Source organism: Rhodococcus sp. AZ1 (assembly GCF_054979605.1).
Genome location: NZ_JBUEQF010000007.1, coordinates 60,976 through 87,223, shown reverse-complemented (window position 1 = coordinate 87,223; position 26,248 = coordinate 60,976). Strand labels below are relative to the sequence as shown.

Genomic DNA, 26,248 nt, shown 5'->3' with positions numbered 1-26,248 from the left:
TTTGCCTGGAGTGATGAGCGGTGCTATCTTTCCTTAATGACAATGATTTTCATGAAACCAAGCAAGGCTGGCTGGAGCGCGGCTCGCCAACTCGCGATCGTACTTTGCGCGGTCCTGACCATGGGCACTGCTACTGCCCATGCCGCACCGTCTCAGCCGCATTCCGACGCTGCGAACGCTCTTCCCGAGCCTGTGCTCACTCACGACCTCTCCGAAGAGGAACTCGGGCTTGTCTCGGTGCGTTCGGCAGATATCTTCGGCCATCTGATTACTCGCGGAGATGGTGGGTGGGTAGTGAGCGAAGCTTCGGCGGACACCTCCGGAGCCTCGAGCGCTGAATGGTCCTCTCTCGCTGATGCTCTCAATCACGTCACCACCCTTGATCCGCCGACATCCGCTGATCCACTCGATTCCTCACTGCACTCGGTCTCCTCGCCCGGCTACCGCAACTGCGTGATCAACGCAACGGGGCTCGGTGCTCTCATTGGTGCAGCCGGTGCCGGTGGTTCTCAGCTGGCCTACTTGATCGCTGCCCAGAACTGGAAGGAGGTAGCGTTCGTCATCGTCAGGCTAGTTGGCGTCAATGCCGTACGGGGCGGGGCGGCGGGCCTCCTTGCGGCACTCGTGGGTGCCGGTGTGTGGTGCGCGACACCGTTCGCGGGATGATCCGATGATCAGCAGATTTGTTCGCGCACCGCAGGGGCCCCGCGATGCCGCGCGTTTCGTCGAGTTGCACCTACTCGATGTTGGTGCCCGCGAGTACTTTTCGCGCCCGGAGTTCGCCGACGTAGTGCGACTCGCTCGGAATGGCAAGTGGGGTGACGCTGCGCGGAAGTTTCGTGAGGTGACGGGTGCGGACGTGAAAATGAGCGTGTACGCCGCCGAGATCGCTGCTCGCATCTGAGGGATCCGACGCCATTGGTGACGGCGGCACTGGGCATGACCGAACACCTCCTGACCGAACACCTCCTGACCGAACACCCTTTGTGGAAACCGCGCACACCCCCCCAGCCGTCTGCAGGGCGTGGGCGGTTCCGAAAAAGGGTGCTCGGTCCGACGGTGGGCGGTCGGGAAAAAGGGTGCTCGGTCCGACGGTGTGCGGTTACCGCGTCCCGGCCTCAGACGTCTCTCAGTCTTCGCAGGAATGATCGACCGCGTGAGACGTCGAATCCGCCTGCTCGCCGCCGCAACCGCGGCGGCTGTGGTGGCGGGCTGCGCGAGCACACCACCGGTGGCCATTCCGCCCGGGATCCCACCGGGTCCGGGGAGTGCAGTTCCCGCGATCGATCTCGACGCCCCCGGGCGAACGGCCGACCTGCTGCGATCGTGGGCGGAGCCGCAGTCGCAGGCCCTCGGCATCGGGACCACCGCGCTCGAGGCCTATGGGTACGCCGCGGCGGTGATGGCCCGGTCGCAGCCCGCGTGCGGAATCGGTTGGACCACTCTTGCCGGCATCGGGTACATCGAGAGTCGTCACGGCACCTTCCGTGGTTCGAGCGTGCAGGCCGACGGCACGGTGGCCCCGCCGATCCGTGGAGTGCAGCTCGACGGCACCGCGGGCAACGCCGTCATCGCCGACACCGACGGGGGTCAACTCGACGGAGACGCGCAATTCGACCGCGCGATGGGTCCGATGCAGTTCATTCCCGAGACGTGGCGCAAGTGGGGTGTCGATGCCAACGGAGACGGCCGCGCCGACCCCGACAACATCGACGACGCCGCGCTCAGCGCAGCCCGGTACCTGTGTGATCGGGGCGGTGACCTGCGCACACCGCAGGGGTGGCGGCAGGCCCTGATGGCCTACAACCTGTCGGGGGTGTACCTCACCGATGTGCGCGACCGCGCCGCCGCCTACTCGGTGGGCGTGAGCGGGTAGGCGAGTTCGGTGCCGCCCCGGCCTGCGCGTCAGGCGCATCCGGTGACCGCTCAGGGCTAGGCTGTGACGCGATCGGCGCGACCGGCGCCCGTTCATCGTCCCGTCCCCGTCCCCGGTAGGAGAATGTTCGTGGCCATCATCGAACAGGTAGGCGCTCGCGAGATCCTCGATTCGCGTGGCAACCCCACGGTCGAGGTGGAGGTGGCGCTCGACGACGGCACCCTCACTCGGGCCGCTGTTCCGTCCGGCGCGTCCACCGGTGAGCACGAGGCCGTCGAACTGCGTGACGGTGGCGACCGCTACCTCGGCAAGGGTGTGCAGAAGGCCGTCAATGCCGTGCTCGACGACATTGCACCCGCCGTCATCGGACTCGATGCCATCGATCAGCGCGCGGTCGATCAGGCGCTGCTCGACCTCGACGGCACCCCGGACAAGTCCCGCCTCGGTGCCAACGCGCTGCTCGGGGTGTCCCTCGCCGTGGCCAAGGGTGCCGCGGAGTCGGCCGGCCTCGAGCTGTTCCGCTACGTCGGCGGACCCAACGCGCACATCCTGCCGGTGCCGATGATGAACATCATCAACGGTGGCGCCCACGCCGACAGCGGCGTCGACGTGCAGGAGTTCATGATCGCGCCGATCGGCGCCCCCACCTTCAAGGAAGCGCTGCGCTGGGGTGCGGAGGTCTACCACTCGCTCAAGTCGGTGCTCAAGGACAAGGGTCTGTCCACCGGCCTCGGCGACGAGGGTGGCTTCGCTCCCGACCTCGCCGGAACCAAGGCCGCGCTCGACCTGATCTCCGAGGCGATCGGCAAAGCCGGTCTGACGCTCGGCACCGATGTGGCCCTCGCGCTCGATGTCGCCGCCACCGAGTTCTACACCGCCGGAACGGGTTACGCGTTCGAGGGTTCGACCCGCACGGCCGAGGAGATGTCGGCCTTCTACGCCGAGCTGCTGGGCGAGTACCCGCTGGTGTCCATCGAGGACCCGCTCGACGAGAACGACTGGGACGGCTGGGTGGCGCTCACCGATTCCATCGGCGACCGCGTCCAGCTGGTCGGTGACGACCTCTTCGTCACCAACCCAGAGCGCCTCGAGGAGGGGATCTCGAAGGGTGCGGCCAACGCGCTGCTGGTGAAGGTCAACCAGATCGGCACCCTCACCGAGACCCTCGACGCCGTGGACCTGGCCCACCGCAACGGCTACCGCACCATGATGAGCCACCGCAGCGGCGAGACCGAGGACGTCACCATCGCCGATCTGGCCGTTGCCGTGGGTAGCGGTCAGATCAAGACCGGCGCCCCCGCCCGTAGCGAGCGCGTGGCCAAGTACAACCAGTTGCTGCGCATCGAGGAGGCCCTCGGCGACGCCGCGCGGTACTCCGGTGAGCTGGCGTTCCCGCGCCTGGACTTCACCAAGGACTGACTGGCAGATGTCGGAGAGGCAGCGGCCCGGAGCGCGTCCGGGGGCACGGTCGGCTCGCAAGGGTGATCGCCCCGGACGCACCGCTCGGCGAACCCCGAGAACCGGTGGTGAGGCAGGGTCCGGAGCTCCGATCGACGTGGACGGGGCCTCTCCGGACGCTGTCCCTGCGGACGTGGCATCTGCCGGCGGGGCATCTGCGGACAGCGTGTCCGGTGACCCGGCCGACCAGATCGACGGCTCGCCGCGCCGAATCCGACCCGGGGTGTCACGCGCGGTGGGCCGCGAACGCACTGTCCTGGGGCTGTCGATGTCCAAAGCCGTCGTGCTCGCCGCTGTGATCACGGCGCTCGCGCTCACGCTGGCCGTGCCGCTGCGGACCTACCTCGGTCAGCGCAGCGACGCGCAGGCCGTCGCGGCGCAGCGGGCCGAGCTCGAACAGCGCGTTGCCGACCTCCAGGTGCAGAAGGACCAGGCCGCCGATCCCGCGTACATCACCGCGCAGGCCCGGCAGCGGCTGGGGTTCGTGATGCCGGGCGAAACGCCGTACCAGGTCCAATTGCCCGGTGCGCGTGCATATTCCGACATCGCCAAGGATGCCCCGCCTGCCCCTCCCGGGCCCTGGTACAGCACGTTGTGGTCCACGGCCGTCGACCCGCGGGGCAAATGAGGGCCCACGTAGGATCGTGCTCGTGAACCCTGCGGTCTCTCCCGACGACCTCGACGCGGTGGCTCGCCAACTCGGCCGGGAGCCGCGCGGTGTGCTCGCCGTCGCCTACCGCACGCCCGACGGGCGCCCAGCCGTGGTGACCACCTCACCCACCCTGCCCGACGGCACACCGTTCCCCACCCTGTACTACCTCACCGACCCACGGCTGACGGCCGAGGCCAGCCGGCAGGAGTCCGCCGGGGTGATGCGTGAGATGACCGAGAGACTCGCCGTCGACGCCGACCTCGCTGCCGCGTATCTGCGTGCCCACCTCTCCTATCTCGCCGAGCGGAACGCGATCGCCTCTCTGGGAACCGATTTCACGGGCGGAGGGATGCCCGACCGGGTCAAGTGCCTGCACGTACTCATGGCGCACTCGCTCGCGAAGGGCCCCGGTGTCAACCCACTCGGCGATGAATCGGTGGCTCTCGCCGCCGAGGGGCCGCTGCGCGGCACCGCCCTACCGGCCGACTGGCCCACCATCGCCGACATTCGAGAGGACTCCGCATGACCAGGGTGGCTGCCATCGATTGCGGGACCAATTCGATTCGTCTGCTCGTCGCGGACGTCGAGCAGTCGGGTTTGCGCGACCTGAGCCGGGAGATGACCGTCGTGCGGCTCGGTCAGGGCGTCGACGCGACCGGCGCGTTCGCTCCGGAGGCGATCGAGCGCACCCGAATCGCCCTGGAGCGGTACGTCGAGATCATCGGTGAGCTCGGGGGAGTGGACGCGGTGCGGATGGTCGCGACCTCGGCCACGCGCGACGCGTCGAACCGCGAGGTGTTCTTCGACATGACCCGGACCACGCTCGAGCCCGTCGCGTCGGGTGCGGTGGCGGAGGTGATCACCGGCGACGAGGAGGCACGGCTGTCGTTCGCCGGGGCGGTGGGCGATCTCGATTCCTCCGATGGGCCGTTCCTGGTGGTCGACCTCGGCGGTGGGTCGACCGAACTGGTGCTCGGTGACCGCGAGGGGGTTCGGGCGGCGTACTCCGCCAACATCGGTTGCGTGCGGTTGACGGAGCGGTGCCTGCACTCCGATCCGCCCACGGCGGACGAGATCGCAGGCGCCCGTGACTTTCTCGGGGAGCGCCTCGACGAGGCGTTCGCGGCGGTCCCGGTGCAACAGGCTCGCACGTGGGTCGGTGTGGCCGGAACCATGACCACGCTGTCGGCCATCGCCCAGGGACTCGACGAGTACGATCCCGCTCGAATCCACCTCTCCCGCATCGGTTTCGACGACCTTCTGCATGTGTGTGATCGACTGGTCGGGATGACGCGCGCCGACCGCGCCGCCCTCGGCCCCATGCATCCCGGCCGGGTCGACGTGATCGGCGGCGGGTCGCTGGTCACGGCGGCTCTGGCCGAACGTGTCGGCGCCGCGGCGCCCATCTCCACTCTCGTCGTCAGTGAGCACGACATCCTCGATGGCATCGCGCTCAGCCTCACGTCGGCGTGATCTGTCAGCTGGTGACACCGGTCAGCTGGTGACCCGGAGCTCGTAGTCGGACCAGGCGCCGGTGGTGTCGAAGGAGTTCGGGTCGACGAAGGTGGCGGTGGCCCAGATGTCCGCCCACACCAGGCTCGGCCCGACGACGGTGGTGGAGCCGGGGCGGGTGACCGGGCGGCCCGAGCGGGGATCGAGGATGTGATCGCCGCGGGCGGCGGAGCCGGAGGTGGCGACGGCGCCCTCGATGACGCTGACCACGTGCGCGATGGTGGAACGGTCGTCGGGGTTCTCGATGCCGATGCGCCAGGGGCGGACGAGGTGGGCACAGTCGCGGCCCAGCCCACAGATGATGTCGCCGCCGGCGTTGATGGAGAACGTGATTCGATCGACGCGGCGCAGATGATCGGCTGCCGACTCGACGGCCCAGCCCTTGACCAGGCCGGTCGGATCCCACCCCACCGAGCCGTCGGGGCCGGGCAGCTCGGTGGTGAAGAGCCCACCCGTCGCCGCTTCGGCACGAGCGGTGAGCAGCCACACCTGTGCGAGCCAGGGGTCCGCGTCGCCGAACTCGAGTTCGTAGGCACGCCAGCGCATCAGGTCGCTATCGGGACGGTAGAGGCTGAACACCGAGTCGGCGCGGCGCAGGTGCGCGAACACCTGGCCGACGGCGAATGCGATGTCGGGCCGCGTGGTGTCGTCCGCTCGCACGTGCACCGACACCGGCATGCCCATGATCTGTTCGACCCACGCGCGGGCGCCGGTCCTGGTGGGCGCGCTCACAGGTTCGCCTGATCGATGGCGGACTGCAGGCTCTGGATGTAGCCGGTGGAGGTCACCGTGGCACCGGAGACCATGTCGATGTTCGCACTCTGCGCCGCAACCACTTCACTGCCGAGCACGGGGAGGGCGCGGTTGTTGATCGCGATGTCCTTGCTGTTCCCGTCGGGGTACACCACGGCGTCCGCGGCGGTGATCTTCCCGGAGACGACGGTGATCTGCACCTGCACCGGGCCCCACCGGGTATCGACGCTGGTGCCGGTGAACGTTCCCGACACCGGGTTTGCCTCGGCGACTTCCTCGTCGGGTGTGGTGGAAGTCGAATCCGGTTGTGCCGGACTCGACACCGGTGTCGATGCCACGGCCGGCGGGGCCTGCGACGAACTGGTGGAGGTGTGGTAGCTGAACAGAAGTGTCAGTGCGGTGATGGTGGACATGATCCACCAGGTGATGCGGCGCATGATTGCGACCTCTCGATCAGGAGTCGAAGCTCTCGGAATGGATATGTGCCGCAGGGGTGCCCGCGGCTCGGGCCGCTCGGCGCACGGCGTCGGCCCAGGCGGGCGGTCCACACACGAACACCTCGCGGTCGGCGACATCGGGACAGGCGTGCAGCAGGGCCGCCGTGTCGTCCCAGCCGGCGGCATGGTCGGGTAGCCAGCTCGACCGTTCGCGTATCCGGTGCCCCGTCACGAGCAGGTAGTCGGCGCCGCGAGCGGCCGCGATGTCCGAGATCTCCTGGTGCAGAACGGCTGTGCTCTCGGAGTGGGTTCGGTGGATCACCAGCACATCCGAGGGGTTCTGGGGGAGCGCCTCGAGCAGAGCTCGCATGGGTGTGATGCCGATCCCGGCCCCGATCAACAGGGCCTTGCGACGGGTGCGGGTGCCGGGATGCATTCGCCCGTAGGGTCCCTCCACCAGGACGCGGGTGCCGGGACGCAGGCGGCTCAGTTCCGCGGTGCCGTCGCCGACCACGGCCGCGGTGAAGCGCAGATGACGGCCGTCGGGCGCGGCGGAGATCGAATAGGGATGTGCACGAGACCATCCCGGCCCGGAGAGAAATCGCCACTGGAGGAACTGCCCGGCCATTGCATCGAGGCGGCCGACGCCGGGCCCGTCGACCACCACCGAGACCACTCCCGGAGCCTCGTTCCACACGCTGTGCACGCGGATCGGTGCCCGGAGCGAGCGCCACGCGGGTACCGCGACGCGGAAGGTCAGCACCGCGATCGCCGTGACGATCCACAGCGTCCACCAGAACACCGCCGCGACCGGCGACCGGAAGTCCTGGCCGGTCCAGATCTGATGTGGCAGCGCCAGTCCCGCGCCGAGGTAGCCGTAGAGATGGATCAGATGCCACGACTCGTACCGCAGCCGGGCACGGGCGGCACGCACGGATGTGACAACCACCAGGATCAGTGCCGCCGTGCCGGCGATGGCCGGCAACATGCCGGGGTAGTTCAGCGTGAAGTCGACGATCGTGTGCCACAGCAGCGCGGTATCGACGTCGGCGTACCCCACGGTGATCAGCCCGATGTGCGCCACCATGAGGGTGAACGAGCCGAACCCCACCCAGCGGTGCAGTGCGGTCAGCTCCTGCTGCCCCCATGCCTTCTCGATGATCGGCACGCGCGCCATCAGGAGCACCTGGATCAGCAGCAGTGCCGAGGCGATCAGCCCGGTGAGGCGACCGATCGAGGTGAGCACGCTCCCTGGATCGCCGGCGAGGTCCGCCACACCGCCGCCGCCGACCCACAGTGCCACCACGATCAGCAGCACCGTCCATCCTGCGCAGGCGGTGGCATCGCGCCACCATCGCGGGATAGTGCGGACTCCGGGTGTGGCGATCGATGTGTCCGGGGCAGTCGTACACGGCGTCGGACGGGTGTCGATCGAGTAACTGCTCATGACGACCACGATGAGCGGCGTTCCCCCGGGCGGACTGTGCCCTGCCCGGGGACTTGCTGTGAACGTCGAACGCCGCGGATGACCTGTGGCGTAGCTACTCGGCGGAGTGCGGACGGTGGGACTCGAACCCACAACTCACAGATTTTAAGTCTGATGCCTCTACCGATTGGGCCACGTCCGCGTAGCGCACACCCTAGTGCGACGCGTCGGCGAGGGCATCGACCAGCCAGGTGTGGATGCGTTCGTCGTTGAGCAGCGAGAAGTGGTTCGCCCCGCCGATGGCGATACCGGCCCGTGGTTGCAGACCGATGTCGCGACCCTTGCCGCGCCCGTGGGCACTGCCGCGCAGCACCAGTCCGTCACCGAGAAGCAGCCCGACAGGATGGTGGGGGTCGTCGGTGAGCACTGCGCACGCGTGATGGTGACGCACACCGGGTGCGACCGGGATGTCGGTGGCCTCACCGAGATCGAAGCCGTCCCGATCGCGAGGATGACCCTCCTCGTGGGTGATCGACCCGTGCACCAGATCGCGGACACCGGCGCTGCGTCGGGTGAGCAGACGTGAGAAGGGCCGCGTCTCGGGCGTCAGCGCCAATGCCGCCCCGAGTTTGTGCACCGCCTGCGCGAGGGGGGCTCCGAGATGCGGGGTACCGAGGGTGACGATGTCCCCGAGCAACCGCACCCACGGACGGTCCAGCGTGCCGGCGTGGTGCGCGGCGCTGCGCGAGACCAGCCCGCCCATCGAGTGACCGACGAGAGTGATCCGTCGCAGCGGGACCGGCCAGGTCTCGATCAGCGAGTCGAGCAGTTCCGACAGGTCGGCGCCGTTGGCGGCCACCCGTCGACCGGTGTTGTAGCGCAGGAAGATCGACGTGGTGCCCACCTCGGCATCGAGATGCGCACCGTAGGTTCGGCCGCCGCCGAACTCCCAGGCCGTCTCCGTTTCGACCAGCCCGTGCAGGAACACCACGACGTGCTCGGTTGCCGCGGGAAAGGTTCGGGCCAGGGCGTCACGGGTGATCGCGACGGCACGCCCGTCGACGCGCACCGCCATCGGGAAGGCGAGTGCGCGCGTGGTCTGTTCCATGCGGTCGCCGATGAGTCCGTGCAGCACGGCGATCGCCTGGGCGCCGTCGGGCGTGTGCGAGGGAGCCGGCGCGGCTGCGGCGCCGGCAACCTCGGTCTCACCCGAGCGCAGCGCGCTCGCCACCGAGGCACGTGTGACGGCGGAGACCGCGGTGGCCGCGCCCGAGAATGCCGCCACCACAGCGGCATACGTGCCCGCTGCGACGACGTCGTGAACGGTCTTGCTCGGCGTCACCGCGGGACCGAGGCCGCGGGCGACGAGTCCGAACGCTCGTCGGGAGATGGCGGCATGGACCGCCGCGATGCCTGCCGTCGCCGTGGCGGCTTCGCGCAGGGCCAATTCACTCAACTCGCCGATCTCGGCGGTCCGCTGACTGCTCTCACCCATAGGCGCAGTGTACAACTGTTCACTGGAATCGGCGGCACGTCGGTGGCGGGCATCACGTGCGCCCCGCTCAGCGGACACGGTGGAGCGGCTCGCGCCCATGTGCGATCTCGACGGCGTTGAGTGCACACAGGCGGGCCATCTCCGACCGAACCCGCACCGTCGCACTGCCCACGTGGGGGAGCAGCACGGTGTTGGCCAGGTCGGCGAGGCCGTCGGCCAACGCGGGCTCGTTCTCGTACACGTCGAGTCCCGCCGCGGCGATGACACCGCCTCGCAGTGCCTCCACCAACGCCGCCTCGTCCACGATCGGCCCGCGGGCGGTGTTGATCAGGATGGCGGTCGGGCGCATCCGCGCCAGCACGGTCGCGTCGACGAGGTGACGGGTGTCTGCGGTGAGGGGGATGTGCAGGGACAGGAAATCGGACTCGGTGATCAGCGTCTGCCAGTCGACCGGCTCGACAGCACCGGCGAACTCGGCGACCTCGGCCTCGGTCAACGCGCGCTCGCCCGGTGGGCGGGGGCACACGATGACCCGCATGCCGAAGCCCAGAGCGCGCCGCGCGGTCGCGCGGGCAATGCGCCCGAAGCCCGCGAGTCCGAGGGTGCGGCCGGAGACATCGGTGCCCAGCACCAGATCGGGCTTCCACCCCACGAACTCACCGCGGCGCACCATGGCGTCGGCCTCGAGGGCTCGCCGCGCGGTGGCCAGCATGAGCAGGATCGCCACGTCTGCGGTTGCGTCGGTCAGGACGCCGGGCGTGTTGGCCACCACGATCGAGTGCTCGGTGGCCGCGGCCACATCGACGTTGTCGTAGCCGACCGCATAGTTGGACACCCCCCGAATCATCGCCCGCGACAGGAGATTCCGGTCGAATCGATCTCGCAACTGGGACACGATCACGTCGAACCGCCCCGAGGTCGCCAGCTCCGTCAACTCCTCGTAGGAGGGCGGATCGTCGAGCACGGTGACGTCGCTGCTCTGGGCGATGATGCCCATACCGGGCTCGGGGATGGGGGTTGTCACCAGGATGCGGGGCGTCATCGCACCACCGTATTCGTGACGCGATCCGGTCAGCGTCCGTATGGTGGATTTCATGACCGCATCGAATCACCGCCAGAACGTGACCTTCCCCAGCAACGGCAACCAGGCCCACGGGTATCTCGCCGTGCCGGCTGCCGGATCGGGTCCGGGGGTGGTCGTCATCCAGGAGTGGTGGGGCCTCGACGATCACATCGCGTCGATCTGCGATCGCCTCGCATCGGAAGGATTCGTGGCTCTCGCACCCGACCTCTACGGTGGCCGCGTCGCCCACGACGCCGACGAGGCGGGCGCGTTCATGACCTCGCTGCCCGTCGACCAGGCGGCGAAGGATCTCGGCGGAGCCGTCGACTTCCTGCTCGCCCATCCGGCCGTGACGTCTGCGACCGTGGGCGCCGTGGGGTTCTGCATGGGTGGCGGCTTCGTGCTGCTGCTGGCGGTGGAGAAGGGCGAGAAGGTCTCGGCTGCAGTGCCGTTCTACGGCGTCGGTCCCGGCGTCCCGAACACCTACACCGACCTCACCGCCGCGGTGCAGGGGCACTACGCGGAGCAGGACGGCTTCTACCCGGTCGACCAGGCGCGCGCGCAGGAGCAGCAGATACGCGACGAGTCCGGTGCCGAGGTGGAGTTCTTCTACTACCCGGCCGGCCACGCCTTCCACAACGACGAGGACAAGGCGGGCACGTACGACGGCGAGCAGGCTGCGCTGGCGTGGTCACGCACGGTGAAGTTCCTGCGCGAGAGGGTCGTCTGACACCGAGCGCCCGGCCGCTGTCGGGCATGGCACCGGCGCAGTGCGGCCGATAGCATCGGTGACCGTGGACAGCGAGGGCTCACCGGGGTCGGCCGATACTCGACCGCCGACCAAGGGGGAGCGGCAGCGACAGGCCATCCTCGACGCGTTGGTGCGCCTGCTGGGGTCCCATTCCATAGCTGATCTGACCGTCGGGCAGATCGCGGCGGAGGCCGGCGTGGGTCGGTCGGGCTTCTACTTCTACTTCGACTCGAAGTTCGCTGCACTCACCGAGCTCTACGTGGCGAGCCGCGCCGACCTGGCGGTGCGTCTGGGCAGCTACGAGCGTGCGGCGGGGGTGGACATCGAGACCTATGCCGACGATTTCCTGGTGGCCGCGCGTCGGGTATGGGAGGCGGGCTCGGTGGTGCTGGTGGCCACGGTGCAGGCACTCCAACTCGACGAGGGGATTAGTCGCATCTGGCAGCAGGACTGCGCCGACATGGCCGACGCCATCTCCCGCGTGGTTCTCGTCGACCCCGATGCCAAACCGTCGAACCCGGACGTGCGAACTCTCGTCGGGCACCTGGCCGAGATGTCGACGTACCTGTTCTACCTGGACCGGCTTCGGCGTAGTGAGAGCACCGACACCGAGCAGATGCTCCGCTCACTGAAGGGGATCTGGATGTCCTCGGTCTGGGGGCTCACCCCGACCCGGATCTGACGTATCCACCGTCGGCGGAAGGGTCACCAGCGCAACGAGTCCGGCGAGCGCGATCATCACGGCGGAGAACGTGAAGATCGTGTCGATGGCTCCGACCCGGATGGGTCCCACCTGTGCGGAGAACCCGTCGAGCACCGTGCTCGCCAGCACGCCCGACAGCACGAGCGAGAGCATCGACACCGCCGTGTTGACCGGCGTGAACACGCCGCTGACTCGGCCTCGGAAACCTTCCGGGGTGACGGCCAGCAGCTGCGGGCCCAGGCCGGCGTTGAGCGCTGCGACCGGCACCCCGGTTGCGAAGATGAACAGGCACGCCGCCCAGAGTTCGGTCTGACGGGCCAGGATCGCCAGCATCACCCCGCCCGCCAGCAGGCCGGCCCACGTGAGTGCGCGCGCGCCGATCCAACCGGCGATCCGCCCCGCCGACACCGCACCGAGGATGGTCCCCGCCCCGAATGCAGCGGTGAGAATGCCGAGTTGAGAAGGATTCTCGGCCAGGTTGTCGGTGACGAAGAAGACCAGCAGGGCAGTGATGGCGCCGGTACCGAGCGAGGCCACCATGGCGATGACGAGGATCGACATGAGGAACCTGTTGCGGCGGAACAGGCGTAGTCCCTCGGTGAACTCGTTCGACCAGCCCGGCGCCGCTCGACGCGGCTGCGCGGGTGCGCTCGCCCGTGTGCGCATCGAACGAATGGCGATGTAGGACATGACATAGCTGAGCGCGTTCGCGATCACCGCCCACTGCACCCCGATCGAGAACAGCAACGGCGCGGCGATCGGCGGACCGATGATCGCAGCGGACGCCACCGTCGCCTGACTCAGGCCGAAGGCGCGGGTTCGATCGTCCTCACCGCTGACGATCGTGGCGATCGTGGCGAACCGTGCGGGGTTGAAGAACTGTCCGGAGGCGTTGACCACGAACACCGTCGAGTACAGCAGGGTCAACCACAGCCACAGCGGGAGGGAGTCGGTGGGCAGGAACAGCAACGCCGCGACCACGCCCACGACCACCGCGCGCAGTGCCTCCGACACCAGCATCACGCGGCGGTGGTTCCACCTGTCGACGAACACCCCTGCAGCCGGGCCCACTACGATGACCGCCACGACGGCACTGACCAGCAGCCCGCTGACCGCGGTGGGTGCCCACCGGGATCCGCGCATCAGTTCGGACGCGATCCAGATGGTGAGGGTGGTGTCGAAGACGAAGTCACCCACGGACGAGAGGGCCTGCGCTGTCCACAGTCGGGAGAAGTCCCGATTGATGAGAAAGCGGTAGCGCCGTTCGTCGATCCTCGTCGCCACCGGCTCAACTCCCGACGAAAGCGGTCATGTGCGCGACGAGTATGGCACCTCGTCGGGCCGACGGGCCGTCACCTGGCCGGTGTGTGCGAAGTCGGTGTCGACCCCGTCGCCTCCTTCTCGTACGTGGCGCGGGCTGCGGTGTCGGCGTGGCTGAGGACGGTGTCCGCACCGATCGCCTTCATGATCGCGTCCTGAGCGCGGCGGGGGAGTAGCTGGCTGACCGCCCACATGCCGTGTCCGCGCTGGGGCACCCAGGTCTCGAATCGTGGTGTGCCGAGCACCGAGACCACGGCGTCGGCAATGTCCTCGGGGCTCACCTTGTGCATGCCGCGCGCTGCAGAGACGCCTGCGGCGAGGTCCGTGGCGACCACGGTCGGCAGGACGCAGGAGACGTCGATACCGAACGGCTTCAGTTCGGCGCGAGTGGCCTCGGAGAATCCCACCACGGCGTACTTGCTGGCGCTGTAGGTGGCGCCGTGCGCGATGGCGACGCGACCGACGGCCGAGGCGATGTTGACGATGTGGCCGCCGCCGGCGGCGATCATCATCGGTGTCACGAGCTTGGTTCCGGTGATCACCCCGCGCACGTTGACGCCCATGATGCGATCCTCGGTCTCGGCGCTCTCGGCGGTCAGGGGCCCGAGGGGCATGATCCCGGCGTTGTTGACCAGGATGTCGACCCGGCCGAAGCGCGCGACGGCCGCGTCGACGAGCGCACCGAAGCTCTTCCGGTCGGAGACGTCGACGCCCATGCCCAGCGCGCGGGACTCGCCGCCGATCCGGTCGGCGACCGATCGTGCGTGTTCGGCGTCGAGGTCGCCCACCACCACGATCGCGCCCAGCTTCGCGAGCGCCTGCGCGGTGGCGGCGCCGATACCGCGCCCGCCGCCGGTGACGACGGCCACCTTGCCGGAGACTGCCCTGGTGGTGCGCTGTGCCTTCGATTCTGACGCCACGATTTCTCTCCTGCTTCACCCGAGGGACCGAACCGATCTGTGACCGGAGCCACATCAGTGTCGATCCGACAGGGCCTCCTGTCAACTACGTCGAGAAGGTCGGCGGAGACCGCGCGTGTCAGTCGAGCGGCACGGCCTCGGTGAGGAACCGGATCTCGCGCTCGACGACCACCTCGAAGGCCGCACCGACGTAGATCTCGAAGTGGCCGTAGTCGTAGCGCTCGATCTGCGCACGAGGCGCCCGGGAGGCATGTCGCAGGGTGGGCCCCGACGGAGCGACGGTGTCGTCGTTGCACACGATGAACAGCACCGGTGCGGTGATGTCCTTGGCCCGCGGCCCCGGCCGGTGCAGGCCGATCTCGAGGCCGATCGACGCTGCCACCTCGTTGCGAAAATCGGTGCCCGGCGTCAGCAGCCCCAGGTAACCGGGCTCGGCATCGGGTGCGGACATCAGAGCCGCCGAGCGCGGCGGCCCTGCCGTGGTGACCATGACGCGGGGCCGACCGAACCTCGCCGCAATCTTGTCCGCGATCGCCAGTCGGGCCACCTTGATCGAGCTCACCGGGTTCAGTGCCAGCGCGGATGCGGGCCCGTCGGTGAACGGGCACTGCGCGATCACCGCGGCAACCGGGCCGTGGTCGGCCGCCGTGATCAGCACGTGGCCGCCCGCGAAACTGGTGCCCCACAGGATCACTCGGCTGCCGTCGACATCGGTGCGACTGCGCGCGTGGTCGAGCGCAGCTCGCCAGTCGGCCAGTTGAGCGTCTATGTCGAGCACCTGACGCGGCTCGCCACCACTGGCCCCGAAGAACCGGTAGTCGAACGCCAACACCGCGTACCCGGCGGCGACGAAGCGCTCGGCGTACGCATCCAGGCGCATCGCCTTGACCGCGCCGAGTCCGTGGGCCATCACGATCACCGGTCGCGGATCGGTGGACTCCGGCAGATACAGCCAGGCGGAGATCGGTGTTCCGGCGCTGCGGAACTCGACGTCGAGTCGGGTCATGGGGTCAAGTCAAGCGTGCGAGTGTCGTGCGGGTCAACGCGGTGGTGACGAGCGTGGTGGGCCCGTACGTAGGATCGGCTCGTCCGCATCGGTACCGACGAAATGGATAGTCACGTGGTCTCAGCTCGCACGTCCGATCCTGTCTCCGCACCCACACTCGCCAGCGCGCTGACCCTCCCGTGCGGGCAGGTGCTGCCCAACCGGGTGATGAAGGCTGCGCTCAGCGAGTCGCTCGCCGATCGTCGACTGGCGCCGAACGCTCGCCTCGAACGCCTCTACGGACGCTGGGCCGACGGCGGGTACGGGCTCGTGGTGACGGGCAACGTGATGGTCGATGCCCGGTATCTCGCCGAGCCGGGCAACGTGGTGGTCGAGGACCACACCCACCTCGCGGCGCTGACCCGATGGGCGAAGATCGCCGCCGGTGGGGGCGCTCCGGTGTGGATGCAGATCAACCATCCCGGGCGCCAGGGCAACCCCGTCGTCGGCGGCGAACCCACCGTCGCGCCGTCCGCCGTGGGGCTCGACGTTCCGGGCATTCCGGCGCCCCGCGCCCTCACCGACGCCGAGGTGGAGGAGACCGTGGCCCGCTACGCCACCACCGCGGCCATCGCCGAGGAGGCCGGTTTCTCGGGCGTGCAGGTGCACGCCGCGCACGGTTACCTGATCTCGCAGTTCCTGTCCCCCAAGTCCAACATCCGCACCGACCGCTGGGGTGGCGACATCGTCGGTCGGTCCCGCTTCCTGCTCGAGATCGTCCGGGCCGTGCGCGCGGCCGTCGCGCCGGGGTTCGCGGTGGGGGTCAAGCTCAACTCCGCGGACTTCCAGCGCGGTGGTTTCACCGAGGAGGAGTCGCGCGAGGTGGTCCGACTGCTCTCCGCCGAGGGCATCGACCTGCTCGAGATCAGTGGCGGCAGTTACGAGTCGCCCGCGATGGTCGGCACCGCGGCCGCGAGCACGCGTGCCCGCGAGGCGTACTTCCTCGACTACGCCGAGACCGTTCGAGCGATCGCCCCGAGTCTTCCGCTCGCGGTCACCGGCGGCTTCCGCACGCGCACCGCGATGAACGAGGCACTTGCGAGCGGCGCGTGTGACGTGATCGGACTCGGCCGACCCACCGCCATCAACCCCGACGCCGCGCTCGACGTGATCGAGGGCCATCGCGAGGTACTCGAGACTGCGACGTTGGCGTTGCCGGTGCCCCAGCGATTCGCGGGCACACGTGCGGTGAAATCGGTCGACGGGTTGATGCAGTTGCAATGGCACGCAGACCAGCTCCACCGCATGGCGGACGGCCTCGACCCCGATCCCGCCAGGCCGCTGCATCGCACTATGCTTCGGTCCCTGCAGCACAACGGCATCGATGCGATCATCTCGTCGCGTCGCGGAACAGGAGCGCCCGAAGTGAAGCCCTACCCGTTCGCACTCGACACCGTCGACGAGGGATTCTTCGCCACGGCGAAGTACCGGCACGTCCACGTCCTCGACCTGGCCGCCGATGCGGACACCGTGTGGACGGCGCTGTGCGACCCCACCCCGATGCCGTGGTGCCGACTGTTCTCCGGCAAGTACTACGGCTCGACGCCGATCGGGGAGGTGGGCGCTCGACGCCGTGTCTCGGTCGCCGGACTCGTGCGCCTGGACGAGCACTTCTTCGTGTGGGACCACGATCAGCGGCGATTCAGCTTCCACGGCACCTCTGCCAGCGTGCCGCTCTTCCGCGCCTTCGCCGAGGACTACCGGGTGGAGCAGACCGCCACCGGATCGCGACTGACGTGGACGTTCGCCTACGATCCGCGGCCCGGATTCGGCCCGGTGCTCGCAGCCGGCGAGCCGGCGAACAAGCTCGTCTTCGGCAACCTGGTGTCGGATACCCGCAAGGCGTTCGGCTCGGCGTGAGGTCGCGACGGGTCGAACGTGACGAAGCAAACCCCGGTCCGATTGGTCCGGGGACGGCTGAATCTGGTGTTATTTCACAGTGAACATGATCAGCCGGACGAACCGAGTGCAACTCGTGATCTTCGTTCTGTTGACCATTGCCGGGTCCGCATTCGCCGGGGTGAAGTACGTGCAGGCCGATCGTCTGCTCGGCTTCGGGGTGTACGAGGTGACCGGGCGCTTCACCCAGTCCGGCGGAATCTTCGTCAATGCCGAGGTCACCTATCGGGGTACCCCGGTCGGTCGCGTCGGCTCGATGTCGCTCACCCCCGACGGTGTCGACGTGGTGATGCAGATCGACAACTCCGCCCCGCGCATCCCGGCGAACGCGCTCGCGGTGGTGGCCAACCGGTCGGCCATCGGTGAGCAGTACGTCGACCTCCAGCCGTCCACGGACACCGGCCCGTACCTGACCGACGGTTCGACCATCGAACCCAAGCAGACGCGCACGCCGACGGCCACCGAGGACCTTCTGATGAGCGTGGACACGCTCGTCAAGAGCGTGCCCACCGACGATCTGCGCACGTTGGTCACCGAACTCGGAACCGGGTTCGCCGGGACCGGCGACAGCCTGCAGACGCTCGTGACCTCGCTGACCTCCTTGTCGCAGACCCAGGTGGACACACTCCCGCAGACTCTCACCCTGATTCGCGACGCGGCCACGGTTCTCGGGACCCAGAGCGACCAGTCGTCCTCCATCGGCCGATTCGCCGCCGACCTGGACGCCGTCACCGCACAACTGCGTTCCGACGACCCAGGTGTCCGGCGCCTGATCGACAACGGGATCCCCGCGTCGCAGCAGGTGGGCGCCCTCACCGCGTCGGTCGGTGCGCCGTTGACCACCGTGGCCTCGGACCTGAGTGCCTTCACCACCGCAATCGGTCCGCGGGCCTGGATCCTGCAACCCTTCCTGGTCAACCTCGCCGTGCTGCCCGGCGGCGCCGGCAACGTCTCGCCCGGCGACCGCACCATCCATCAGGGGGTGTTGCTGGAGGTGAACAACCCGCCGCCGTGCACGGTCGGCTACGAGGGCACGTACGCCTCGATCGCACGCCAGAAGGCGCTCGATCCCAACTTCAACGACGAACTTCAGGACTTTCCTCTGGACCCGAACGTCGGGTGCGCGACCCCACAGGGCTCGGTGACCGGGGTTCGCGGTGCGAACCGGATGCCGTTCGCCGATCCGCAGGTAGCCCAGCCATGGGACGACAAGCCCAAGCAGGCACCGGTGATGGCCGATCTGAACCCCATCGCGAATCAGCTCGCGTCCCTGCTCGGAATCACCGTGAAGTAGCGAACCACCGAGGCGGCTGGGCCACCATGCCGCGGTGCATCACCCGGTTCCCGACCACGCCCTCGTGGTCGGCGCGGTGCATCACGGCGCGGTTGTCCCACATCACCACATCCGACGGCGACCACCTGTGCGCGAGGACGTTGTCGGGACGCGTGCAGTGCTGATGTAGTCGCTGGATCAGCCCGGGCACCAACTCGTCGTCGATCCCGGATATGCCGACGCAGCGCGCCGGCGAGGTCAGATACACAGTGGTGCGTCCGGTGAGGGGGTGTGTCGGGAACACCGGGTGGACGGCCAGGCCCTGCTCGCCGGGCGGGAGGTCGACCCCGGTGACCACGTGGGTGATCATCCGACCACTGAACAGGCGGCGCAGGTCGGGATCGAGGGTCTCGTACGCGCGGTACTGGTCGCTGAACAGGGTTGTGCCCCCGGCCCGCGGCACCTCGACCGCGCGCAGCGCGGTGTAGGCCGGGGGGTGGTCGACGTAGCTGGTGTCCACGTGGAACACCGATTTCGGTGGGGTGGTGCGCCCGACGTTGGAGATCACGTTCAGATCGGGGCAGCCAGGAACGGCAGTCTCGCCGACGGTGAACATCGTTTCGCCGAAGCTGCGCAGGAACCGGAGGAATCGCTGATCGGCCTCGCTGTGATCGGGTGATCCGGTTCCGGCGAGGTCGTGGTCGCGAAGCACGATCACCCCGTGGGTGGCCAGTGCGCTGCGTAGGCGCTCGACGGTGTGACGATCGAGCGCGTCGATCGGGGGGCCGTCGATGCGGGCGCCGAGCGGGGCGAGCAGGTCGATTCTCATGCAGGTACCTCCGTGCCGTGACGTCTGGTGTCCGCACGGGTGCGGTCGATCTCGCGTAGAGCCATCCCGAACAGTTCGGGGGTGTCGATCCCGGCGGCGGCGGCCATGGTCGCAACCACACTCGACCGCGAGTACGAGCAGTAGGGTCCGGCCTCGATCAGGTACGGCACCCCGTCCGGGTCGATGCGAAAGTCGAACAGACTGTGGTGACGCGCGCCGATCGCCCGGTGCGCGAGCAGGGATGCGCGATGCACCCGCTCGGTGATCGGGTCGTCGCGCTCGACGATCCAGGCGGCGCCGGGTCGCTTGGCGGCGAGGAACAGCGCCCCATCGCCGGTGCGCCCCAGCTTGTCCTCGCTGGTGCGGATCGGCGCGGACTCGGTGTCGACGGGGTATTCCTCGAGGGGCAGTGCCACCGGGACGCCGTCGTCGACGACGATCCCGCATCGCACTTCGCGGCCGAGCTCGACGTAGCGTTCGATCAGAACCTCGGACGAATGGCGACGAGCCTGCTCGATCGCCGAAGACAGCGCGGAACGCTCGCGGACCAGCGTGACGCCCACCGAGTTGTCGGAGTCGGCGGGCTTGACCACCACGGGCACGGGCGCATCGGCTTCGGCGAACGCCTCCGGAACGCTCACCCCGGCGGCGCCGACCACCGCACGGGTGCGCACCTTGTCGGCAGCGAGGGCCATGACCTCGGGTCGGTTGCCCACATAGGGGATCGCGAGGGCGTCGAACACGGCGCGGTAGGTGGTCATCCCCGGCAGGCAGAACATCTGCGGGACCATCACGTCGATCCCGAGGTCGACGATGCGCGCCATCGCCTCGGGCAGTGTCAGCGCCGGAGCGCTCTCGACGGCGCAGGAGTCGAGTGTGTCGGTGATGCGCCACAGTCGATCGGGGGTCACCGAGGCGATGTGGATGCGGTACCGGTCCGGATCGGTCACGGCGTCGACGAAGCCCTGCGCGTACACCCGGGAGAGGTCGACGTGGAAGGAGTCGACCGCCGAGCCGGTGAGCACCAGTAGTGAGCGCATGTCAGTCGCCGCCGTTCTCGACGAGTTTGCCGATGTTGTAGTCGATTCGGCTCCACCCCCGGCGGGCGAGGAGATTGGCCACGAGCAGGGACGGGATGTGCAGGTGATGAAGCATCAGGTACGGCAGGGGATCCCATCGGCTGAGAACCGCGTCCGTGCCGATCGCGATGGTGCGCAGGCGATGGGCGCGGTGGGGTTCGGTGAGCAGTCGCCAGATCTCGTGGTGGAGCCAGTAGGTGGGCCGCGACGACGGGCGCGGCACGATCATCTCGTGCCCGTCCTCGAGGTAGGCCGCCGCCACATCCGGATGGTCGTGGAACATGGTGATGGCCGAGTGGGTGCGCGGATTGCACTCGATCGCGTGGATGCGCCCGTCGACTCCCTCGATGAAGTCGAACGACACCTGCCCGGTCAGGGCGTGCGCACCGACGAAACGTTGCACCCAGTCGAGGATCTCGGGCTTGTCGACCATCGCGTAGTTGATCTGGAACGCCGAGGACTCGCAGCAGCCGTACACCTGCAGCCGCCCCTGCCGGACCGTGCCGTGCGTGCAGTACTCCCGCCCCTCGATGAACTCCTGCAGGATCCAGGGATCGTCCGCGCTGATGCCCAGACCGCGCGCGAACGTCACGTTCTCCCGCGGTGTCTCGGCGGTGAGGCGAGTAAGATCCATGCGTCCGACGGGGTTGTAGGCGATGCGCTTGAGGATGTACTGCCGACCGGGCGGGAAGTCGAAGTTCTCGATCTGCGCGACGTCGGTGATCAGGTGCGAGTCGGGTACCGACAGCCCGAGTTCGGTTGCGGCCATCGCGAATCGGAACTTGTCGTCGAGCATGTCGATCGTCTCGGCGTCGACATGGAGGACCTCGCACATCGAGTCCAGCACCGCCCGCGCGTGTGCGTCGGGAACGCTGGAGGCGGGCGCACACACCGGAACGTACACATCGACCCCCTCCCGCTCGACGATGTCGGCGAGGGCACGCGCGTAGTTCGGGTCGGTGGCCGGGGGAACCGTGGCGAACACGTCGACCGCCCGGGAGAACCGGTGCGCGGTGAGGCGGTACTTGGCATCCTCGACCAACACCACGCGATGACCCGCGGCGTGGAAGGCCCGCGCGAGAGCGAGCGCCTTGGTCATCTTCCCACCGCTGATCAGCACCGTTCTGGGTCGCGCGGCTCGAGAAGCAACCGGCCCGCCGGGTAGGGCCGCCGCGATCGCGGTCAGCGCCAGGTCCACTGGCGCCAGCGCGGCTCCGGCGGCGAGCACCGCGATCGTGCGCACCACGGAGCCGGAGAGGACGCCGCTCACGACTCGGACCCGACGGGCCGGATGAGCGTGATGCCGTCGCGCAGCGGGATCAGTACCTGCTCGAGGCGGGGGTCGGTGCGGATCCGCTCGTTGAAGTCGGCGATCGCCCGGCCGTTCGCCGTGGTCGGGCCCAGCCAGGGGTCGCCCTGCATGAGGGTGTTGTCGACGGCGATCAACCCACCGTCGGTGAGCAAGCCGCCACGCAGGATCGCATCCAGGTACCCGACGTAGCCGACCTTGTCCGCATCGATGAAGACGAAGTCGAAGCGACGGCCCGCGCGGGCGAGGTCGTCGAGAGTGCGCCCGGCGGGCCCGTGCGCGATCGTGATGCGCTCACCGACCTGCGATCGAGCGAACTGCTCGCGTGCGAACTCCACTGCGGTCGAGTCGATCTCGCAGGCGAGCACCTCTCCGCCGGGCGGGAGCGCCCTCGCCATGGCCAGGGCCGAGTACCCCGAGAACATGCCGATCTCGAGGACCGTGTGCGCTCGCAGGGCGCGAACCAGGAACTGCAGCAGGACACCCTCGACATGACCGGAGAGCATCTCCTGTTCGAGCGAGCCGGTGCCCCAATCGGTTCCGGCTGTGGCGCGCGCCAGATCGGCGAGATCGGCCGACTCCTCGGTGGTGTGCGTTTCCAGATACCGATCGAGCCCACAGGCCAGGTCCCGAGCCTCGCCGAGCCTGGCCAGCAGTGCGGGATCGGTTCCGGCACGCGCCATCTCGTCGTACAGATCGGTCAGGTTCGCGCCGAGAATGGTCGTCGGGGTGACCGGTCGCGGCGCGCGGCTGAGCTCAGGCACCGTGCGCGAGCACCGGCGAGTCGGTGAACATCGCCACGCCCGCACCCTGTCGGTCGTAGCCGCGCACGATCTCTCGGTGCGCTGCGAGGGCCTGCGTCAGCTCGTCGTCGTCGACGTCGTTGAGGAAGGTGCAGGCGCCGATCGGGTCGGGAATCGCGGCGCGCAGCTTGCCGTCGCGGGTGCGCAGGATCGACGCGGTGGCCTCGGTGAGCAGCTCCGGGGTCAGGTAGGGGCTGTCCAGTGCCAGGCCGAGGGCTGACATCACCCCGAGCACGCGGTCCCGGTCCTGTGCGGACAGAGCCCCGCGGCGCTGTGCGAGCGTGGTCGACAGGGCCATGTCGATGTTGATGGCGTGACCGTGGAAGAACGGCGCCGGCGGCGTCAGTTCGAGGGTGGGACTCCAGGTGTGCCCGAACGCGATCACGCGATCGAGGTCGATCTCGTGCAGGTTCGGGGCCTCGAGGTCGAGCATCGTGGCAATCGCCTGGTAGGTGAGTCGGTCGCCGACCTCGCGCAGCTCGGCAGTTCCGTCGAGGTGGCCGAAGTGGGTGCGCAGCAGGTCGGGGCCGTGGTTCTCGAGCATCTCGAAGATGTCCTTGTTCCCCACCACGGAGATCTTGATCAGCTCCGCCATGCCGTTGCGGATCTGATCCTCGGGCAGTGTGCGCAGGAAGGAGAAGTCCAACAGCACCTTTTGCGAGGCGTGGTACGCGCCGAGGCGATTCTTGTGCTTGCCGTAGTTCACCGCGACCTTGATCGAGACGCTGGCGTCGATCAATCCGATGAGCGTGGTGGGTATGCGAATGTACGGGGTGTTGCGTCGGTAGCTGGCGCACGCGAACCCGGCGACGTCGGTGGTCAGTCCGCCGCCGATCACCAGTACCGGTTCGGTGCGCACCAGGCCGAACTTGTCGAACTCGCCGACGATTCGCTCGAACGTCTCGAGCGACTTCGCGGTCTCGCGGATCTGCACCGGCACCACCGTCGGTTCGATGTCGTAGTGGGCGAAGTACGTCCGCATGGCGTCGCCGTACAGATCGAGAACCGACTCGTCGATCACGGCCAGCACCCGCCCGTATCCGGCGTAGCTCTCGGCGAGTTCGCGGTTGGCGGTGTCGAACACCCCGTCCACGTAGATCAGGTCGTACTCGATCTTCTCGTAGCCCTCCACGTGGAAGGCGCGCTCGGATGCGCTCACTCGTGCGGTCATGTCGCTCATGGGTTTTCCTCCGGTGCTGTGGGCGGGATGGTGGGCGGTGGAGCGGGCGGGTGGAGCGGACGGGGTGGTTCAGGAGCAGGTGGTCAGGGAGCGCACCAGGTCGACGTCGAGGGAGTCGACGGTGGTCACGGCCCCGGCGAAACTCGTGTGTGCGGTGTTCTCGTTGGGAAAGGCCATGCAGCAGATGCCGGCGGCCACCGCGGCAGCGACTCCGCCGGGGTTGTCCTCGATCGCGACCGTGCCCTCGGCGCGTTGCCCGAGGGCCGCGAGTGCGTAGAGGTAGGCGTCCGGTGCGGGTTTGGTGCGGGCGACGTGTGAGGCGTCGACGACGACATCGAACGAGTCGGCAGCGATCGTTGCCGACACGGACTCGAGCAGGGCGGCGACGTTGTCGGGGGATGTGGTGGTGACCAGGCCGGTTCGCATGCCGTGCGTGCGCGCTGCCGTGAGGGTTTCGGCGACGCCGGAGCGGGTGGGCAGGGTGCGAGTTCTCAACAGATCTCGCATGATTCGTGACTTCGCGTCGTGGATTGCCGCCTCGTCCACCGAGTCGCCGACCGTGGCCGCGTATCTGCTCACCCGGGCAGCGCCACCGGACTCGTCGAGCATCGCCCGGTACTGCTCGCGCGACCACGTCCAATCCAGACCCGCCTCGGCGAACGCACGGTTGAACGCCTCGCGTTGCAGCTCGGAGGTGTCGGTGAGTGTGGAGAACGAGCCGAACAGGATGGTGGCCATGGGGAGACGGTCCTCTCGTGTCGTGCGCGGGCGCCGCTCACCCGTTCACTGCGCCGAGTACCCACGCCGGGGCAGATCAACCCGGTGGCGCTCGGCTGTCGGGAGGTCATTCGGGACGGTCATGGTTGTCGGATCGAATGGTCTCTCCGGTACTGGTACCCGCTGGGTCGATGGAGTAGTGTCCGAGCGAGAGCGGAAAGGTGTAACTCGCAATGACAGGTAAAACGCTATGAGCCGCGACTCCGGTGGAGCAGCCGACCACGTCGACTTCCTGGTGATCGGTGCGGGTCTGTCCGGCATCGGCGCCGCACGCCACTACCAGAAACGGTTCCCGCACAGGAGCTTCGCGATCCTCGAGGCGCGCGACGCCATTGGCGGCACCTGGGATCTCTTCCGCTATCCGGGCGTGCGATCGGACTCGGACATGTACACCCTCGGCTACCGCTTCAAGCCCTGGACCGGTGAGAAATCCATCGCGGACGGTGAATCGATCCGCAACTACGTGATCGAGGCCGCCCGCGAGACCGGCGTGGACCGCCACATTCGGTTCGGCCACCGCGTTCGACGTCTCTCGTGGACCAGCGAGAACTCCACCTGGACCGTCGAAGCCGACACCGACGACGGCCCCGTCACCCTCACCGCGTCGTTCGTGATGGGGTGCACCGGCTACTACCGCTACGACGAGGGCTTCACCCCCGAGTTCGAGGGTCGCGACGATTTCCGGGGCACCGTGGTGCACCCCCAGCACTGGCCGTCGGACCTCGACTGGTCGGGTAAGCGGGTGGTGGTGATCGGCAGTGGCGCCACAGCGGTCACGCTCGCGCCGACACTCGCCGAGGCGGCCTCGCACGTGACGCTGCTCCAGCGTTCGCCCAGCTACATCATGTCGCTGCCCGCGGTGGACCCCGTCGTCGCTCCGCTTCGTAAGGTGCTCCCGCGACCGCTGGCCGACCGCGTCCTGCGGACCAAGAACATCGCAATATCGGTGGGCATGTACGTACTGTGCCAACGTTTCCCGCAGTTCATGCGGGGGCGGATCCGCAAGCTTCAACAGGGCTGGTTGCCGCGCGGCTACGACATCGACACCCACTTCAACCCTCGATACGACCCGTGGGACCAGCGGTTGTGCCTGGTGCCGGACAACGATCTGTTCCGCGCCATCCGGCAGGACCGCGTCGAGGTGGTCACCGACACCATCGCTCGGTTCACCGAGACCGGGCTCGAACTGAACTCCGGTACCGAGCTCGACGCCGACATCATCGTCACCGCGACGGGTTTGAACCTGCTGGCTTTCGGCGGGATCGACGTGCAGGTCGACGGCGACGTGATCGACCCGGCCACCACGATGTCCTACAAGGGCCTCATGCTCTCCGACGTGCCCAACTTCGCGTTCGTGGTCGGGTACACCAACGCGTCGTGGACGCTCAAGGCGGACATGGTCTCCGAGCACGTGTGCCGTCTGCTCGCACACATGGAGCGCGCCGGCTACTCGTCGGTGGTGCTGCGCCGCGACCCCACCGTGCAGGAGGAGCCGTTTCTGGACTTCGCTGCGGGGTACGTGCTGCGCTCGGTCGACAGCTTCCCCCGCGCGGGCACCGTCGCGCCGTGGAAGCTGAAGATGAACTACTACCGCGATCTGCCGATGCTCCGCTGGAGCCGAGTCGAGAACGAGGCCATGACGTTCTCGAAGTGATCGTGCCGGTGTACGCCTGCGACGCCGTCCGGGA

General features: G+C 68.4%; 25 protein-coding genes and 1 tRNA gene. 11 read left to right on the top strand and 15 right to left on the bottom strand.

Annotated features, from left to right (window positions below; translation table 11 throughout):
* The first annotated feature begins 36 nt into the window (after nucleotides 1-36).
* From ACY48E_RS10715 to ACY48E_RS10690, 6 genes are all read left to right on the top strand, one after another.
* The gene (locus tag ACY48E_RS10715; protein ID WP_462872151.1) at nucleotides 37-666 is read left to right on the top strand and encodes a hypothetical protein; all 630 of its coding nucleotides are present in this window, start codon (nucleotides 37-39) and stop codon (nucleotides 664-666) included.
* 478 nt (nucleotides 667-1,144) lie between these two features.
* Nucleotides 1,145-1,876, top strand: a complete 732-nt coding sequence (locus ACY48E_RS10710; protein WP_462872150.1) for a lytic transglycosylase domain-containing protein — start codon at nucleotides 1,145-1,147, stop codon at nucleotides 1,874-1,876.
* A gap of 129 nt (nucleotides 1,877-2,005) precedes the next feature.
* Nucleotides 2,006-3,295, top strand: coding sequence for a phosphopyruvate hydratase (gene eno / locus ACY48E_RS10705; protein WP_462872149.1), 1,290 nt, complete (start codon nucleotides 2,006-2,008; stop codon nucleotides 3,293-3,295).
* A 7-nt stretch (nucleotides 3,296-3,302) separates the two neighbouring features.
* Nucleotides 3,303-3,962: an FtsB family cell division protein gene (locus ACY48E_RS10700; RefSeq protein ID WP_462872148.1), complete on the top strand. Its 660-nt coding sequence runs from the start codon at nucleotides 3,303-3,305 to the stop codon at nucleotides 3,960-3,962.
* 22 nt (nucleotides 3,963-3,984) lie between these two features.
* Nucleotides 3,985-4,512 carry a DUF501 domain-containing protein gene (locus ACY48E_RS10695; protein WP_462872147.1) on the top strand — a complete coding sequence of 176 codons (528 nt, stop codon included), beginning with the start codon at nucleotides 3,985-3,987 and terminating at the stop codon, nucleotides 4,510-4,512.
* Entirely contained in the window at nucleotides 4,509-5,459 is a 951-nt protein-coding gene (locus ACY48E_RS10690) for a Ppx/GppA phosphatase family protein (protein ID WP_462872146.1), read from the top strand. The genes ACY48E_RS10695 and ACY48E_RS10690 overlap by 4 nt, the downstream gene beginning before the upstream one ends.
* A gap of 21 nt (nucleotides 5,460-5,480) precedes the next feature.
* On the opposite strand, the gene ACY48E_RS10685 is transcribed toward ACY48E_RS10690, so the two are convergent.
* The 6 genes from ACY48E_RS10685 to ACY48E_RS10660 form a co-directional block, all read right to left on the bottom strand.
* Nucleotides 5,481-6,230 (bottom strand): FAD:protein FMN transferase, encoded by a 750-nt coding sequence (locus ACY48E_RS10685; protein ID WP_462872145.1) that lies wholly within the window; start codon nucleotides 6,228-6,230, stop codon nucleotides 5,481-5,483.
* Nucleotides 6,227-6,688 (bottom strand): FMN-binding protein, encoded by a 462-nt coding sequence (locus ACY48E_RS10680; protein WP_462872144.1) that lies wholly within the window; start codon nucleotides 6,686-6,688, stop codon nucleotides 6,227-6,229. The genes ACY48E_RS10685 and ACY48E_RS10680 overlap by 4 nt, the downstream gene beginning before the upstream one ends.
* 16 nt (nucleotides 6,689-6,704) lie before the next feature.
* Entirely contained in the window at nucleotides 6,705-8,135 is a 1,431-nt protein-coding gene (locus tag ACY48E_RS10675; RefSeq protein ID WP_462872143.1) for a ferredoxin reductase family protein, read from the bottom strand.
* Between the two features lie 107 nt (nucleotides 8,136-8,242).
* Nucleotides 8,243-8,316, bottom strand: a tRNA-Leu gene (locus ACY48E_RS10670).
* A gap of 12 nt (nucleotides 8,317-8,328) precedes the next feature.
* The gene (locus tag ACY48E_RS10665) at nucleotides 8,329-9,609 is read right to left on the bottom strand and encodes an esterase/lipase family protein (protein ID WP_462872142.1); all 1,281 of its coding nucleotides are present in this window, start codon (nucleotides 9,607-9,609) and stop codon (nucleotides 8,329-8,331) included.
* Between the two features lie 67 nt (nucleotides 9,610-9,676).
* On the bottom strand, nucleotides 9,677-10,651 hold the full coding sequence (locus tag ACY48E_RS10660; protein ID WP_462872141.1) for a 2-hydroxyacid dehydrogenase: 975 nt from the start codon (nucleotides 10,649-10,651) through the stop codon (nucleotides 9,677-9,679).
* A 52-nt stretch (nucleotides 10,652-10,703) separates the two neighbouring features.
* On the opposite strand from ACY48E_RS10660, the gene ACY48E_RS10655 reads away from it, so the two are divergent.
* Together ACY48E_RS10655 and ACY48E_RS10650 are read left to right on the top strand one after the other, a co-directional pair.
* The gene (locus tag ACY48E_RS10655; protein ID WP_462872140.1) at nucleotides 10,704-11,402 is read left to right on the top strand and encodes a dienelactone hydrolase family protein; all 699 of its coding nucleotides are present in this window, start codon (nucleotides 10,704-10,706) and stop codon (nucleotides 11,400-11,402) included.
* Nucleotides 11,403-11,466: 64 nt separating this feature from the next.
* Nucleotides 11,467-12,105 carry a TetR/AcrR family transcriptional regulator gene (locus ACY48E_RS10650; protein ID WP_462872139.1) on the top strand — a complete coding sequence of 213 codons (639 nt, stop codon included), beginning with the start codon at nucleotides 11,467-11,469 and terminating at the stop codon, nucleotides 12,103-12,105.
* Here ACY48E_RS10650 and ACY48E_RS10645 read toward each other — a convergent pair.
* From ACY48E_RS10645 to ACY48E_RS10635, 3 genes are all read right to left on the bottom strand, one after another.
* Nucleotides 12,049-13,410, bottom strand: a complete 1,362-nt coding sequence (locus ACY48E_RS10645) for an MFS transporter (RefSeq protein WP_462872138.1) — start codon at nucleotides 13,408-13,410, stop codon at nucleotides 12,049-12,051. The genes ACY48E_RS10650 and ACY48E_RS10645 overlap by 57 nt on opposite strands.
* Nucleotides 13,411-13,478: 68 nt before the next feature.
* Nucleotides 13,479-14,366, bottom strand: a complete 888-nt coding sequence (locus tag ACY48E_RS10640; RefSeq protein ID WP_462872137.1) for an SDR family oxidoreductase — start codon at nucleotides 14,364-14,366, stop codon at nucleotides 13,479-13,481.
* 118 nt (nucleotides 14,367-14,484) lie between these two features.
* Nucleotides 14,485-15,372, bottom strand: a complete 888-nt coding sequence (locus ACY48E_RS10635) for an alpha/beta hydrolase (RefSeq protein ID WP_462872136.1) — start codon at nucleotides 15,370-15,372, stop codon at nucleotides 14,485-14,487.
* A 114-nt stretch (nucleotides 15,373-15,486) separates the two neighbouring features.
* Here ACY48E_RS10635 and ACY48E_RS10630 point away from each other — a divergent pair, with 114 nt between their 5' ends.
* Entirely contained in the window at nucleotides 15,487-17,271 is a 1,785-nt protein-coding gene (locus ACY48E_RS10630) for an oxidoreductase (RefSeq protein WP_462872135.1), read from the top strand.
* 85 nt (nucleotides 17,272-17,356) lie between these two features.
* A complete protein-coding gene (locus tag ACY48E_RS10625) occupies nucleotides 17,357-18,604 on the top strand; it encodes an MCE family protein (protein ID WP_462872134.1) in 1,248 nt (415 codons plus the stop codon).
* Here the strand turns inward: ACY48E_RS10625 and ACY48E_RS10620 are convergent.
* The 6 genes from ACY48E_RS10620 to ACY48E_RS10595 form a co-directional block, all read right to left on the bottom strand.
* Nucleotides 18,591-19,412: a TauD/TfdA dioxygenase family protein gene (locus ACY48E_RS10620; RefSeq protein WP_462872133.1), complete on the bottom strand. Its 822-nt coding sequence runs from the start codon at nucleotides 19,410-19,412 to the stop codon at nucleotides 18,591-18,593. The two genes, ACY48E_RS10625 and ACY48E_RS10620, sit on opposite strands and share 14 nt — an antisense overlap.
* Nucleotides 19,409-20,452: a D-alanine--D-alanine ligase family protein gene (locus ACY48E_RS10615; RefSeq protein ID WP_462872132.1), complete on the bottom strand. Its 1,044-nt coding sequence runs from the start codon at nucleotides 20,450-20,452 to the stop codon at nucleotides 19,409-19,411. The genes ACY48E_RS10620 and ACY48E_RS10615 overlap by 4 nt, the downstream gene beginning before the upstream one ends.
* 1 nt (nucleotide 20,453) lies before the next feature.
* The gene (locus ACY48E_RS10610; protein WP_462872131.1) at nucleotides 20,454-21,761 is read right to left on the bottom strand and encodes an ATP-grasp domain-containing protein; all 1,308 of its coding nucleotides are present in this window, start codon (nucleotides 21,759-21,761) and stop codon (nucleotides 20,454-20,456) included.
* Entirely contained in the window at nucleotides 21,758-22,564 is an 807-nt protein-coding gene (locus ACY48E_RS10605) for an O-methyltransferase (protein WP_462872130.1), read from the bottom strand. Before ACY48E_RS10605 ends, ACY48E_RS10610 begins: the two co-directional genes overlap by 4 nt.
* The gene (locus tag ACY48E_RS10600; protein ID WP_462872129.1) at nucleotides 22,557-23,783 is read right to left on the bottom strand and encodes a sedoheptulose 7-phosphate cyclase; all 1,227 of its coding nucleotides are present in this window, start codon (nucleotides 23,781-23,783) and stop codon (nucleotides 22,557-22,559) included. Before ACY48E_RS10600 ends, ACY48E_RS10605 begins: the two co-directional genes overlap by 8 nt.
* A 69-nt stretch (nucleotides 23,784-23,852) precedes the next feature.
* Entirely contained in the window at nucleotides 23,853-24,521 is a 669-nt protein-coding gene (locus tag ACY48E_RS10595; protein WP_462872128.1) for an HAD family hydrolase, read from the bottom strand.
* Between the two features lie 229 nt (nucleotides 24,522-24,750).
* Here ACY48E_RS10595 and ACY48E_RS10590 point away from each other — a divergent pair, with 229 nt between their 5' ends.
* Nucleotides 24,751-26,214, top strand: a complete 1,464-nt coding sequence (locus tag ACY48E_RS10590) for a flavin-containing monooxygenase (protein ID WP_462872127.1) — start codon at nucleotides 24,751-24,753, stop codon at nucleotides 26,212-26,214.
* Nucleotides 26,215-26,248 lie beyond the last annotated feature (34 nt).

Bases quoted from the DNA above. Each gene is read 5' to 3' on its own strand.
- ACY48E_RS10665 (WP_462872142.1), bottom strand. From the start codon at position 9,609: ATGGGTGAGAGCAGTCAGCGGACCGCCGAGATCGGCGAGTTGAGTGAA.
- ACY48E_RS10680 (WP_462872144.1), bottom strand. From the start codon at position 6,688: ATGCGCCGCATCACCTGGTGGATCATGTCCACCATCACCGCACTGACA.
- ACY48E_RS10700 (WP_462872148.1), top strand. From the start codon at position 3,303: ATGTCGGAGAGGCAGCGGCCCGGAGCGCGTCCGGGGGCACGGTCGGCT.
- ACY48E_RS10600 (WP_462872129.1), bottom strand. From the start codon at position 23,783: ATGAGCGACATGACCGCACGAGTGAGCGCATCCGAGCGCGCCTTCCAC.
- ACY48E_RS10660 (WP_462872141.1), bottom strand. From the start codon at position 10,651: ATGACGCCCCGCATCCTGGTGACAACCCCCATCCCCGAGCCCGGTATG.
- ACY48E_RS10715 (WP_462872151.1), top strand. From the start codon at position 37: ATGACAATGATTTTCATGAAACCAAGCAAGGCTGGCTGGAGCGCGGCT.
- ACY48E_RS10615 (WP_462872132.1), bottom strand. From the start codon at position 20,452: ATGCGCTCACTACTGGTGCTCACCGGCTCGGCGGTCGACTCCTTCCAC.
- ACY48E_RS10635 (WP_462872136.1), bottom strand. From the start codon at position 15,372: ATGACCCGACTCGACGTCGAGTTCCGCAGCGCCGGAACACCGATCTCC.
- ACY48E_RS10675 (WP_462872143.1), bottom strand. From the start codon at position 8,135: ATGAGCAGTTACTCGATCGACACCCGTCCGACGCCGTGTACGACTGCC.
- ACY48E_RS10690 (WP_462872146.1), top strand. From the start codon at position 4,509: ATGACCAGGGTGGCTGCCATCGATTGCGGGACCAATTCGATTCGTCTG.
- ACY48E_RS10625 (WP_462872134.1), top strand. From the start codon at position 17,357: ATGATCAGCCGGACGAACCGAGTGCAACTCGTGATCTTCGTTCTGTTG.
- ACY48E_RS10620 (WP_462872133.1), bottom strand. From the start codon at position 19,412: ATGAGAATCGACCTGCTCGCCCCGCTCGGCGCCCGCATCGACGGCCCC.
- ACY48E_RS10595 (WP_462872128.1), bottom strand. From the start codon at position 24,521: ATGGCCACCATCCTGTTCGGCTCGTTCTCCACACTCACCGACACCTCC.
- ACY48E_RS10590 (WP_462872127.1), top strand. From the start codon at position 24,751: ATGAGCCGCGACTCCGGTGGAGCAGCCGACCACGTCGACTTCCTGGTG.
- ACY48E_RS10710 (WP_462872150.1), top strand. From the start codon at position 1,145: ATGATCGACCGCGTGAGACGTCGAATCCGCCTGCTCGCCGCCGCAACC.
- ACY48E_RS10655 (WP_462872140.1), top strand. From the start codon at position 10,704: ATGACCGCATCGAATCACCGCCAGAACGTGACCTTCCCCAGCAACGGC.